At 73.6% G+C, this 11,382-nt stretch carries 8 protein-coding genes; 6 read left to right on the top strand and 2 right to left on the bottom strand.

Annotated elements, in window-relative coordinates; translation table 11 throughout:
• The coding region (cydC, locus tag GUY61_RS27400) for a thiol reductant ABC exporter subunit CydC (protein WP_166632929.1) at window positions 1–2,465 on the top strand (2,465 nt) is incomplete at its 5' end.
• 37 nt (window positions 2,466–2,502) lie between these two features.
• On the opposite strand, the gene GUY61_RS27395 is transcribed toward cydC, so the two are convergent.
• Window positions 2,503–2,802, bottom strand: a complete 300-nt coding sequence (locus GUY61_RS27395) for a hypothetical protein (protein ID WP_166632928.1) — start codon at window positions 2,800–2,802, stop codon at window positions 2,503–2,505.
• A gap of 163 nt (window positions 2,803–2,965) precedes the next feature.
• On the opposite strand from GUY61_RS27395, the gene GUY61_RS27390 reads away from it, so the two are divergent.
• The gene (locus GUY61_RS27390) at window positions 2,966–3,394 is read left to right on the top strand and encodes a hypothetical protein (RefSeq protein ID WP_166632927.1); all 429 of its coding nucleotides are present in this window, start codon (window positions 2,966–2,968) and stop codon (window positions 3,392–3,394) included.
• Between the two features lie 151 nt (window positions 3,395–3,545).
• Here GUY61_RS27390 and GUY61_RS27385 read toward each other — a convergent pair whose 3' ends face one another.
• Window positions 3,546–3,941, bottom strand: coding sequence for a hypothetical protein (locus tag GUY61_RS27385; RefSeq protein ID WP_166632926.1), 396 nt, complete (start codon window positions 3,939–3,941; stop codon window positions 3,546–3,548).
• 306 nt (window positions 3,942–4,247) lie between these two features.
• Here GUY61_RS27385 and pflB point away from each other — a divergent pair, with 306 nt between their 5' ends.
• The 4 genes from pflB (at window position 4,248) to GUY61_RS27365 (ending at window position 10,904) form a co-directional block, all read left to right on the top strand.
• Entirely contained in the window at window positions 4,248–6,518 is a 2,271-nt protein-coding gene (pflB, locus tag GUY61_RS27380; protein ID WP_166632925.1) for a formate C-acetyltransferase, read from the top strand.
• Between the two features lie 191 nt (window positions 6,519–6,709).
• Window positions 6,710–7,408 carry a pyruvate formate-lyase-activating protein gene (gene pflA, locus GUY61_RS27375; RefSeq protein WP_208106521.1) on the top strand — a complete coding sequence of 233 codons (699 nt, stop codon included), beginning with the start codon at window positions 6,710–6,712 and terminating at the stop codon, window positions 7,406–7,408.
• 324 nt (window positions 7,409–7,732) lie between these two features.
• On the top strand, window positions 7,733–10,117 hold the full coding sequence (locus GUY61_RS27370; RefSeq protein WP_166632924.1) for a phosphoketolase: 2,385 nt from the start codon (window positions 7,733–7,735) through the stop codon (window positions 10,115–10,117).
• A gap of 169 nt (window positions 10,118–10,286) precedes the next feature.
• Window positions 10,287–10,904: a DoxX family membrane protein gene (locus tag GUY61_RS27365; RefSeq protein ID WP_166632930.1), complete on the top strand. Its 618-nt coding sequence runs from the start codon at window positions 10,287–10,289 to the stop codon at window positions 10,902–10,904.
• The last annotated feature ends 478 nt before the right edge of the window (window positions 10,905–11,382 follow it).

Genomic DNA, 11,382 nt, shown 5'->3' with positions numbered 1-11,382 from the left:
ACCCCGGTGAGACGGTTGCGCTCACCGGCCCCTCCGGCGCGGGCAAGACCACCGTGCTGTCCGTACTGCTCGGCCTCACCGCCCCCACCGCCGGCACCGTCACCGTCGGCGGCCACGACCTCGCCGCCCTCGACCCCGCCGCATGGCACCGGCACATCGCCTGGGTGCCGCAGCGGCCCCACCTCGTCGCCGGAACCATCGCCGACAACGTCCGCCTCGCCCGCCCCGGCGCCGGCGACGCCGACGTGCGCCGCGCCCTGCGCGAGGCCCTCGCCCTGGAGTTCACCGACGCCCTGCCCGACGCGGAACACACCCGCATCGGCGAGGGCGGCAGCGGACTGTCCGCCGGCCAGCGCCAGCGCATCGCCCTCGCCCGCGCCTTCCTCGCCGACCGCCCGCTCGTCCTCCTCGACGAACCCACCGCCAACCTCGACGGCGAGAGCGAGGCCGCCGTCGTCGACTCCGTACGCCGACTGGCCGCCGGACGCACCGTGATCCTCACCGCCCACCGGCCCGCGCTCCTCGCCCTCGCCGACCACCGCGTGGAACTCGCCCCGCCGACCGAGGACTTCGTCCTGACGCCGCCCCGCCCGGCCGCCGCGAGCACACCACAGGGCCCGCCCGGCGCCGCGGGCCCTCCGGCCCCCGAGGAGGACAGCTCCCGCAGCTCCCGCAGCTCCCGCCGCTCCGGCCGCTCCGGCGGGCCCGCGCTGCGGAGGCTGACCCGGATGGCGGTCTCCACGGGGCGGATCCGCGGCCGGCTCGCCCTGGCCGCGCTGCTCGGCTCGCTCGCCCTCGGCTGCGCCGTCGCGCTGATGGGCACCTCCGGCTGGCTCATCTCACGCGCCTCGCAGCAGCCGCCCGTGCTGCACCTCATGGTCGCCGTCACCTGCGTACGCGCCTTCGGCGTCGGCCGCAGCGTGCTGCGCTACGCCGAGCGCCTCGTCGCCCACGACGCCGTCCTGCGCGGCCTCGGTACCCTGCGCACCGCCGTCTACGCCCGCCTGGAACGGCTGGCACCCGGCGGGCTGCGCCTGTACCGCAAGGGCGACCTGCTCTCCCGGTTCGTCGCGGACGTCGACTCCGTACAGGACCACCTGCTGCGTTTCCTGCTGCCGGCCGCCGCCGCTGCCACCGTCGGCACCGCCGCCTCCGTGCTGCTCGCCGCCCTGCTGCCCGCGGCCGGCGCGGTCCTCGCCGCAGGACTGCTGCTCGCCGGGGCCGGCGTGCCGCTGCTGAGCGCCGCCCTGTCCCGCAGGACCGAACGGCGGCAGGCACCGGCCAGGGGCGAACTCGCCACCACCGTCCTCGACACCCTCACCGGCACCGCCGAACTCACCGTTGCAGGGGCCCTGCCGCGCCGGCTGGCCGCCGTACGGGACGCCGACGCGCGCCTCACCGCGCTCGCCGCCCGCTCCTCGGTCACCGCCGGGCTCGGCTCGGGACTGGTCGCGCTCGTCGCCGGCCTCACCACCGCCGCGAGCGCGGCCGTCGGCGTCCAGGCCGTGGCCGCCGGACGGCTCGACGGCGTCCTGCTCGCCGTCCTGGTGCTCACCCCGCTCGCCGCCTTCGAAGCCGTCGCCGGACTCCCCGTCGCCGCACAGGTGCGCCAGCGCAGCCGGCGCGCCGCCGAACGGGTCGTCGACGTCCTCGACACCCCGGAGCCGGTGAGGGAACCCGCCGACCCGGTGCCGCTCCCGTCGCCCTCCGCCCTGCCCCTGCGGCTGCGCGGCCTCACCGCCGTCTGGCCGGGCCGTACGACGCCCGCCCTCCACGGCATCGACCTCGACCTCACCCCGGGGCGGCGGATCGCCGTCGTCGGACCCAGCGGCGCGGGCAAGACCACCCTGGCCCACGTGCTGCTGAGGTTCCTCGACCCGGCGGCGGGCCGGTACACCCTCGCCGGCACCGACGCCACCGCCGTCGCCGGGGACGACGTACGGCGCGTCGTCGGCCTGTGCGCGCAGGACGCCCACCTCTTCGACAGCTCCCTGCGCGAGAACCTGCGCCTGGCCCGGCCCGGAGCCACCGACACCGAACTGCGGTCCGCCCTGGCCGCGGCCCGCCTCGACACCTGGGTACGCGCCCTGCCCGGCGGCCTCGACACCCCCGTCGGCGAACACGGCGCCCGTCTCTCCGGCGGCCAGCGCCGGCGCCTCGCCCTCGCCCGCGCGCTGCTCGCGGGCTTCCCCGTCCTCGTCCTCGACGAACCGGCGGAACACCTCGACCTGCCCACCGCCGACGCGCTGACGGCCGACCTCCTCACGGCCACCCGCGGCCGGGCCACCGTGCTGATCACCCACCGCCTGGCCGGTCTGGAGGACGTCGACGAGATCCTGGTCCTGGACCACGGACGGGCCGTCCAGCGGGGCACCTGGGCCGAGCTGATGGCCGTGCCGGGACCGCTGCGCGACCTGGCACGGCGCGAGCGGCACACGGAGCCGGCCCCGCTGACCCCGGCCTGAGTTCCCCGTCCCCGGCCCGGCCGGACCGCGCCGGGGCTCAGGAGAGGGGCCGGGAGTCGGGCGACGCGTCGGAGTCGTGCACCAGTTCGGCGAGCTGGACGAGGAAGCCGTACGTCGCCATACGCCCCCGGAGGCGAAGGAAGTAGGACCGGTCGGAGCATTTGAAGATCTCCCGGCGGCGCACCTTCCAGATGCTGTGCGCGTAAGTGTCCACCGCCTGCACGAGGGCCGCTTCCGCCTCTTCCGGGCCGCCCTCCAGTTCCACGACCGTGCGCACGTCACGGGCGGCGTCCGCGGCGCCGTCGACCGGTATGGCCAGCACTACCCATCGGGACATCCCGCGATCGGTTCCCTCCCCTGTGCGCCGCCCACCGCGGCGCCCGCGGGGCCAGTGTGACAGGCGGCGCGTGTTCTGGGGCCGGGAGCCGGGAGCCGCGTGCCGTGTCCGCCCGCGCTGCCGCGTCCGGCCGCTGTCAGCGCCCACTGGCAGGATCACCGGCATGACGACGTTACTTCTCACCGACATCGAACGAGCCGTTCGCAGCAGCTGGAGTGCCGAGACGTGCACGCCCGAGTTCCGGTCGCGCTGGACCCCGGACAACCCGGCCCGGGACCAGTGCGGGGTGACCGCCATGGTGCTGAACGACCTGCTGGGAGGCGAGCTGATCCGGGGGGAGGTCCACGTCGGCGGGCAGCGTGTGGACTACCACTGGTGGAACCGCCTGGGCATGGGCATCGAGATCGACCTCACCCGCGAGCAGTTCGGGCCGGAGGAGATCGTCACCGGGGGCGTCGTCGTCCCCCGCCCGCCCGCGACCGAGTGGTGCAGGCTCCGTGACGAGTACGAGCTTCTCCGCGGCCGCGTCCTGGAGAAGCTCGACCCGCGGCAGGCGGCGGCCTCCGCGGCCGTGCCCCGGCAGCCCGCATGACCCTGTCCGGCTCGTGCGCGGGTCCTGGCGGAACGGCCCCGTGCGCCGGAGGGCTTCTTCACCCTGCGCGCGCCGCACGCGGCGAACGACACGGCGAAGGCCCGGCCGGCTTCGCGCCGACCGGGCCTTCGCCGTGCTCACCGCCGGGTGGTCACGCCACCGGGGTGTCCGTCGCCGTGCCGCCGCGCCAGGGCGGGGCGGGCGCGTTGCGGCGGTCCGGGTGGGCGTGGGCGGCCTTCTCCAACTGCCGGCGCATGCGGTCCTGGAGCTCGTCGACGACCTCGCTCCCGGTGGCCGCCTGGGCGTTCACGACGACGGTGCGACCGCCGGCGCTCAGCTCGGCCGCGGCCGTCCAGGGCTGCGCCACATGGTGCGCGGCCGCCTTCGCGAGCCGCACCTCACCGGTGACGGCGGGCAGCCCCGGCCTGGTCACGACCGCGTCGACCTTCCGCCGGGCGTAGGCCACCGTTTGCTCGTCCACCTCCCCGTCGATGCGCAGCCGCACCGCGGTGGCGGTGGCCAGGGGCTCGTTCTTCCTGCCGGTCATCGTGCATTCCTCCTTCGGGTGCCGGGCCGGTGCGGGCGGCGTGGCCGCCTTCCCGCCCGGCGACGATCTCTGTCTAGCAGGCGGAATCCCGCGTGTCGCCGCGGATCGGGGCGCATGGGCGAAGAGGGGCCGAACGGCCCCGCATGCTCGGGCGCATCGGCCCCGGGGGCGGTACGGGGACGGGGCCGTACGGCATCGCCGCCGGCTCCCGTCGGCCCTGGCCGGGGTCCGCCGCAGCGGCGACCATCGAGAGTGAGACGTCCGGCCGATCGCCGGACGGCGCTATGACCGAGACCGGAGGCAGTGATGACGGCGGCGGCCCCGACAGGCGCGGCAACACCCGTGACCGCGACGAACGCGTGGCACGGCTTCACCGGTGAGCGCTGGCGCGACCGCGTCGACGTGCGCGACTTCATCCAGGCCAACTACACCCCGTACGAGGGCGACTCCGCCTTCCTGACGGGACCCACGGGCCGCACCCGCGCCGTGTGGGAGAAGGTCAGCTCCCTCTTCCCGGAGGAGCGGGCCCGCGGAATCCTGGATGTCGACACCGCGACCCCCTCGACGATCACCTCCCACGCGCCCGGCTGGATCGACCGCGACCGCGAGCTGATCGTCGGCCTGCAGACCGACGCCCCGCTGAAGCGGGCGATCATGCCGAACGGCGGCCTGCGGATGGTGGAGAACGGACTGAGGGCGTACGGCTACGAACCGGACCCCTTCGTCACCAAGGTCTTCGGCACCTACCGCAAGACCCACAACGACGGTGTCTTCGACGCCTACACGCCCGAGATGCGCGCCGCCCGCAAGGCCGGCGTCATCACCGGCCTGCCGGACTCGTACGGCCGCGGCCGGATCATCGGCGACTACCGCCGGGTGGCGCTCTACGGCACCGAGCGCCTGATCGCCGCCAAGCTGGAGGAACGCGCCCTCCTCGACGCCGCGCCCTCCACCCCGGACGTGATCCGGGACCGCGAGGAGCTGGCCGAGCAGACCAGGGCGCTGGGCGAACTCACCCGGATGGCGGCCTCCTACGGCTGCGACGTCTCCCGCCCCGCCGCCACCGCCCACGAGGCCGTGCAGTGGCTGTACCTCGCCTACCTCGCGGCGGTGAAGGAGCAGAACGGCGCCGCGATGTCGCTGGGCCGCACCTCCACCTTCCTCGACATCTACCTCCAGCGGGACCTCGAGGCGGGCGTCATCGACGAGAGCCGCGCCCAGGAACTGATCGACGACTTCGTGATCAAGCTGCGGATCGTGCGGTTCCTGCGCACCCCCGAGTACGACACGCTGTTCTCCGGCGACCCGACCTGGGTCACCGAGTCGATCGGCGGCATCGGCGAGGACGGGCGGCCGCTGGTCACCCGCACCTCGTTCCGCTTCCTCCAGACGCTCTACAACCTCGGCCCCGCGCCCGAGCCCAACCTCACGGTGATGTGGTCGCCCGACCTGCCCGCCGGCTTCAAGCAGTACTGCGCCCAGGTGTCCATCGACACCAGCGCCGTGCAGTACGAGTCCGACGAGCTGATGCGGCCGTGCACCGGTGACGACACGGCGATCGCCTGCTGCGTGTCGGCGATGGCCGTCGGCCGGCAGATGCAGTTCTTCGGAGCCCGCGTCAACATGGCCAAGGCCCTGCTGTACGCGATCAACGGCGGCCGGGACGAGATGACCGGCGAGCAGATCGCCCCCGCGGCGCCCCCGCTCACCGGCGAGTACCTGGACTACGAGGAGCTGTCGGCGGCGTACGACCGGATGCTGGACTGGCTCGCCGCGACGTACGTCAACACGCTCAACGTCATCCACTACATGCACGACAAGTACGCGTACGAGCGCCTGGAGATGGCGCTGCACGACCACCCCGTGCACCGGTTCATGGCCTGCGGCATCGCGGGACTCTCGGTCGCCGCCGACAGCCTGTCCGCCGTGAAGCACGCCCGGGTGAAGGCCGTCAGGGACGCCACCGGGCTCGCCGTGGACTACGAGATCGAGGGCGACTACCCGGCGTACGGCAACAACGACGACCGCGCCGACACCATCGCGGCCGGCCTGGTGACCTCGTTCATGGAGAAGGTGCGCAAGCACCCGACGTACCGCGACGCCGAGCACACCCAGTCGGTGCTGACGATCACCTCCAACGTGGTCTACGGCAAGCACACCGGGAACACCCCCGACGGGCGCCGCGCGGGACAGCCCTTCGCCCCGGGCGCCAACCCGATGAACGGGCGCGACCGGCACGGCGTGGCGGCCTCGGCGCTCTCGGTCGCCAAGCTCCCGTACGAGCAGGCCCGCGACGGCATCTCGCTCACCACGACGATCACACCGGAGGGGCTCGGCCATGACCCGGCCGAGCGGGCGGACAACCTGGTCGGCATCCTCGACGCGTACACCGCCTCCGGCGGTTTCCACATGAACGTCAACGTGCTGGACAGGGCGACGCTGGAGGACGCCATGGAGCACCCGGAGAAGTACCCCGACCTGACGATCAGGGTCTCCGGGTACGCCGTGAACTTCGTCCGGCTGACCCGTGAACAGCAGCTCGACGTGATCAGCCGCACGTTCCACGGGGCACTGTGAAGGGTGTGAGCGACGTGACGACGACCGTACGAGTCCCGGGCCGCACGGCCCCCGCGGACCCCGCTCGTGCCGGGGAGTGGCCGCCGGCCACGACGGCCCCGTGCACCCCCGAGCAGCAGGCGCTCGCCGGGCACGACCCGGAGACGCGCACGCGCACCGGGACCCGTACCGGCCGCGTCCACTCCTGGGACCTGTCCACCGGCGTGGACGGTCCCGGGACCCGCTTCGTCCTCTTCGTCAGCGGCTGCCCGCTGCGCTGCCTGTACTGCGCCAACCCCGACACCTGGCACATGCGGGACGGGCGGGAGGCCACCGTCGACGAGGTGATGGAGCAGATCGAGAAGTTCCGGCCGTTCATCAGCAGGGCCGGGGGAGGAGTGACGATCACCGGGGGCGAGCCGCTGCTCCAGCCCGCCTTCACCGGCGCGGTGCTGCGCCGGTGCAAGGAGGCGGGCCTGCACACCGCCCTGGACACCTCCGGCTTCCTCGGCGCCCGGGCCACCGACGAACTCCTCGCCGACACCGACCTGGTGCTCCTCGACATCAAGTCCTTCGACATCCGCACCTACCGCCGGCTCACCGGCGGCGACCTGGGGCCCACACTGTCCTTCGCGAACCGGCTGGACCGGCTGGGCATCCCCGTGTACATCCGTTACGTCCTGGTCCCCGGCTGGACCGACGACCCCGAGGCCGTCGACGGCCTCGGCGCCTTCCTCGCCGGGCTCAGCAACGTCGACAGGGTGGACGTCCTGCCCTTCCACAAGCTCGGCGCGCACAAGTACGAGGCCCTCGGCATCCCCTTCCCGCTGAGCGACAACCCGGTGCCCGACCCGGAACTGACCGAACGCGTCCGCGAGCAGTTCCGCGAACACGGCCTCCGCGCCGTCTGACCCCGCCCGCCCTCTGCCGCCCGTGCTGCCGCGCTCCCGGCCGCGCCGCCGGGCGGCCCGTGCGGGTGAGGGGGCGCGGCGCGTGCGGGTGAGGGGGTGCGGCGCGTGCGGGTGAGGGGGTGCGGCGGTCGCCCGCCGGTCCGCCGGGGCGTGACGCGTGGGTTTGGCGCGGGCGTGCGCGAACACCCGGACACCGTGCCGCGCGCGGCCGGGCGGCCCGTCCGCGCGCCCCCGGGGCGGCGGACCGCGGAAGGGGTAGGGATGGGCGCGGACCGGTACGCGAAACCGACCGCACGTGACCGTGACACGGAGGAAGAACCCGCCATGCCCGACGTCCCGCAGACGACGCACACCGAGCTCTCGGCAGAGGAACTCAGCACCCTTGACGCCCACTGGCGCGCCGCGAACTACCTCGCCGTCGGCCAGATCTACCTGATGTCCAACCCGCTGCTGACCGAGCCGCTGCGCCCCGAGCACGTCAAACCGCGGCTGCTCGGCCACTGGGGCACCTCCCCCGGCCTGAACCTCGTCCACACCCACCTCAACCGTGTCGTCAAAGCCCGGGGGCAGGACGCCGTGTGCATCTGGGGCCCCGGGCACGGCGGGCCGGCCGTCCTCGCCAACTCCTGGCTGGAGGGCAGCTACAGCGAGACCTACCCGGACGTCGGCCGTGACGAGGCGGGCATGGCACGGCTGTTCCGGCGGTTCTCCTTCCCCGGCGGCGTGCCCAGCCACGTCGCCCCCGAGACCCCCGGCTCCATCCACGAGGGCGGCGAGCTCGGCTACAGCCTCTCCCACGCCTACGGCGCCGCACTCGACAACCCCGGCCTGCTGGTCGCCTGCGTGATCGGCGACGGCGAGGCCGAGACCGGCCCGCTCGCCGCCTCCTGGCACTCCAACAAGTTCCTCGACCCCGTCCACGACGGGGCCGTACTGCCGATCCTGCACCTCAACGGCTACAAGATCGCCAATCCCGCCGTGCTGGCAAGGCTGCCCGAGGAGGAACTCGACGAACTGCTACGCGGCTACGGCCACACACCCATCCACGTCACCGGCGACGACCCGGCCCAGGTGCACCGGGCCCTGGCCCGCGCCATGGACACCGCGCTCGGACACATCGACCTGATCCAGCGCACCGCCCGCGAGCAGGGCGGCACCGAGCGCCCGCGCTGGCCGATGATCGTCCTGCGCACCCCGAAGGGCTGGACCGGGCCCGCCGAGGTCGACGGACTGCCCGTGGAAGGCACCTGGCGGGCCCACCAGGTCCCGCTGGCCGCCGTCCGGGACAACCCCGAGCACCTGCGCCAACTGGAGGCGTGGATGCGCTCGTACCGGCCCGAGGAACTCTTCGACGAGCGGGGCCGCCCCCGCGACCACGTCCTCGCCTGCGTCCCCGCGGGACGGCTGCGCCTCGGCGCCAACCCGCACGCCAACGGCGGGCTGCTGCTGCGCGAGCTGCCCCTGCCCCCGCTGGAGCGGTACGCCGTCCCCGTCGACAAGCCCGGAGCCACGCTCCACGAACCCACGCGGATCCTCGGCGACCTCCTCGAAGCCGTCATGGAGGCCACCGGCGAGCGCCGCGACTTCCGTCTCGTGGGCCCCGACGAGACCGCCTCCAACCGGCTCCAGGCCGTCTACGCCGCCACCGGCAAGGCCTGGCAGGCCCAGACCCTCGACGTGGACGAGCACCTCGACCGGCACGGCCGCGTCATGGAGATCCTCTCCGAACACACCTGCCAGGGCTGGCTGGAGGGATACCTCCTCACCGGCAGGCACGGACTGTTCTCCTGCTACGAGGCCTTCGTCCACATCGTCGACTCGATGGTCAACCAGCACATCAAGTGGCTGCGCGTGACCCGGCGGCTGTCCTGGCGGGCCCCCATCGCCTCCCTCAACTACCTGCTGACGTCGCACGTCTGGCGGCAGGACCACAACGGCTTCTCCCACCAGGACCCCGGCTTCATCGACCACGTGCTCAACAAGAGCCCCGAGGTCGTACGGGTCTACCTCCCGCCGGACGCCAACACCCTTCTGTCCGTGGCCGACCACGTGCTGCGCAGCCGCGACTACGTCAACGTGGTCGTCGCCGGCAAACAGCCCTGCTTCGACTGGCTGAGCATGGACCAGGCACGCGCCCACTGCGCCCGCGGGGCCGGGATCTGGGAGTGGGCCGGCACCGAGACCGCCGCACGCGAACCGGACGTGGTGCTGGCCGCCGCGGGCGACGTACCCACCCAGGAGGTGCTGGCCGCCGCCCAGTTGCTCCGCACACATCTGCCGGACCTGTCCGTCCGCGTGGTCAACGTCGTCGACCTGGCGCGGCTGCTGCCCGCCGAGGAGCATCCGCACGGCATGCCGGGCCCGGAGTTCGACGCGCTGTTCACCCGCGACAAGCAGGTCATCTTCGCGTACCACGGCTACCCGTGGCTCATCCACCGCCTCGCCTACCGACGCACGGGCCACGCCAACCTGCACGTGCGCGGCTACAAGGAGATCGGCACCACCACCACGCCGTTCGACATGGTCGTCCGCAACGACCTGGACCGCTACCGCCTCGTCATGGACGTCATCGACCGGGTACCGGGTCTCGCCGTACGGGCCGCTCCGGTGAGGCAGCTGATGGAGGACACCCGGCTGCGCCACCACGACTGGATCCGTGAACACGGCACCGACCTGCCCGAAGTGGCTGAATGGACCTGGGGAAGCTGACCGCGCGCAGCTGAACGGGCCCGCGCGGCAGGGCCCTTCGGCCCCACGACACAGGCCCCACGACCCCTGCGGCAGCGGCGGCGGACGCGGGACATTGAAGGCGCAACGAAGAGAGAGACCAGGACGACAGAGCGCGACGAGCGCAGCTTCCCTTGGAGGGATGAACATCATGGCCGTGCACCACACCCACCGTCACACCGGCTTCCACTTCCCGTCGCTGCGCAGGCCGGCCGGCGCGGCCGCGACCGGCGAGACCGCGGTCGCGACCACCTCGACCGCCGCGTACGTCCTCGCCTCGGTCCGGGTCCTGACCGGGTTCGTCTTCCTGTGGGCGTTCCTCGACAAGACCTTCGGCCTCGGCTACGCCACCCCGTCCGGCAAGGGCTGGATCGACGGCGGTTCGCCCACCATGGGCTTCCTGAGCGGCGTCTCGGTCGGCCCGATGGAATCGACCTTCCACGAGTGGGCGGGCGCCGGCTGGGCGAACTGGCTGTTCATGCTCGGCCTCCTCGGCATCGGACTCGCCCTCGTCAGCGGCGTCGCCCTCCGGCTCGCCGCGGCCGCCGGCACCCTGATGATGGCCCTGATGTGGGTCGCGGAATGGCCGCCGGCCAAGCACCTCTCGGACGGATCGGCGAGCATGTCGACCAACCCGTTCGTCGACTACCACCTCATCTACGCCGTCGTCCTGATCGCCCTCGCGGTCACCGCCGCCGGCAACACCTGGGGCCTCGGCCGCATCTGGGCCCGCCTCCCGATCGTCAACCGGTTCTCCTGGCTCCGGTGACACCCGCACCGTCCCCTCCGACCGGGGCCCCGCCACCGAAAGGTGACGGGGCCCCGGTCCTTCCGCGTCGGGGCGGGGCGGATTCCGCCGACCCGGGTCGGGTGCGGTTGCCGTACGGGGCCGCCCGTGGGCCGGGATTGGGTGCGGTCCCGTGCCGCCGGTCAAGGGCACTCCTCGTTCCTCGTCGTGTCGCGTTCTGCGATTTCCGCTGCGCTCCACCTCTTGACTGCCGCCCCGTCCCCGCGGAAAGGCTCTTGCCGGGCGGCCCCGGGGGTGGACGGGTCCCGGGGATCCTCCGGCGGGTGGCTGGTTTCGTTTCCGGCCGCCGGGCCGGACGGGGGCACCACCCCGGCTCCGGTGGGTCGCCGGGCCCCGGCCCAGTGCCTGCGGCAACGGCTTGGGTGCGCGCCGCACGCGGGCTCCGGTGGGCGGTTCCGCCCCGGCCCAGTGCCTGCGGCAACGGGGTGGGTGAGTGGGC

Source organism: Streptomyces sp. GC420, from assembly GCF_009916105.1.
Lineage (GTDB): Bacteria > Actinomycetota > Actinomycetes > Streptomycetales > Streptomycetaceae > Streptomyces.
This window is presented reverse-complemented; position numbering and strand designations above follow the sequence as displayed.

Excerpts from the sequence above, each read along its gene's own strand:
- GUY61_RS27395 (WP_166632928.1), bottom strand. The coding sequence starts at position 2,802 with ATGTCCCGATGGGTAGTGCTGGCCATACCGGTCGACGGCGCCGCGGAC.
- GUY61_RS27390 (WP_166632927.1), top strand. The coding sequence starts at position 2,966 with ATGACGACGTTACTTCTCACCGACATCGAACGAGCCGTTCGCAGCAGC.
- GUY61_RS27385 (WP_166632926.1), bottom strand. The coding sequence starts at position 3,941 with ATGACCGGCAGGAAGAACGAGCCCCTGGCCACCGCCACCGCGGTGCGG.
- pflB (WP_166632925.1), top strand. The coding sequence starts at position 4,248 with ATGACGGCGGCGGCCCCGACAGGCGCGGCAACACCCGTGACCGCGACG.
- GUY61_RS27370 (WP_166632924.1), top strand. The coding sequence starts at position 7,733 with ATGCCCGACGTCCCGCAGACGACGCACACCGAGCTCTCGGCAGAGGAA.
- GUY61_RS27365 (WP_166632930.1), top strand. The coding sequence starts at position 10,287 with ATGGCCGTGCACCACACCCACCGTCACACCGGCTTCCACTTCCCGTCG.